The organism is Acinetobacter sp. WCHAc060006, from assembly GCF_004209135.1.
Classification (GTDB): Bacteria; Pseudomonadota; Gammaproteobacteria; order Pseudomonadales; family Moraxellaceae; genus Acinetobacter; species Acinetobacter cumulans.
Map to the genome: position 1 here is coordinate 1 of NZ_SGSS01000089.1, position 864 is coordinate 864.

Annotated in this window: 1 protein-coding gene; it reads right to left on the minus strand. The window is 33.4% G+C overall.

Annotated features, from left to right (window positions below):
- Positions 1-18 precede the first annotated feature (18 nt).
- Positions 19-783: an IS5 family transposase gene (locus tag EXE29_RS17305; RefSeq protein ID WP_004985728.1), complete on the minus strand. Its 765-nt coding sequence runs from the start codon at positions 781-783 to the stop codon at positions 19-21.
- Positions 784-864: the final 81 nt, after the last annotated feature.

Consider the following 864-nt stretch of genomic DNA (forward strand, 5'->3'; position numbering starts at 1 on the left):
TTAGGGTCTGTTGACATTTCAAGTATAGAATTTACCCGATAAAGGTAGCCAAATAAATATACAAGCTAATGCAACTGCACCCTCATAGCTACACTTTAACTTATCATATCGTGTTGCTATTCCTCTGAACTGCTTTAACCTACAAAATGCATTCTCCACTAAGTGTCTGATTTTATATAAATACCAATCCATATGGTCATTATTTGACTGGGTATTTGATTTTCTTGGAATATTCGCTTTAGTTTTTTTCGCAGATATTTGTTCTCTTAATGATTCAGAGTCATATCCTTTGTCTGCACAACACACTTCCGTTTCACTCAAATCTAGTTTTTCAATCATTTTGGGAGCAATCTTGACATCATGTGTCGTTCCATCGGAGATAATAATTTCGATTGGATTGCCATCCGCATCAACAGCTAAGTGTATTTTAGAACTATTGCCACCAATGCTTTTAGAAATATCCTGATCTTTTATTCCAGCAGAATGTTGATGTGCCCGAACATGACTACCATCAATAAAAACCCATTCCACATCAGCATTTGAAGAAATTAATTTAAATACTTTCATTAACTTATCATTTTTACACCAACGATTATATTTTTTAAAGATTGAGTTATACGAACCAAATTCCTTAGGCAAATCACGCCACGGACAGCCTGTTCTTATTCTATAAAGTATTGCTTCGACAAAATTTCTCAAATTAGATTTGAAATAGATATTAAAATTTCGGAAAATAGAAAGTAACTTAGACCAGTGTTGATCATTCAGCATTGTACGAGGCATAGCGAGAAGTAAATTTGGTTTGGCGATTAAATTTTACTTTCTCGCTATTTTTTTGAACAGAAAATGTCAACAGACCCTAAA

Coding starts and splice junctions, on each gene's coding strand:
- EXE29_RS17305 (WP_004985728.1), bottom strand. CDS start 783: ATGCCTCGTACAATGCTGAATGATCAACACTGGTCTAAGTTACTTTCT.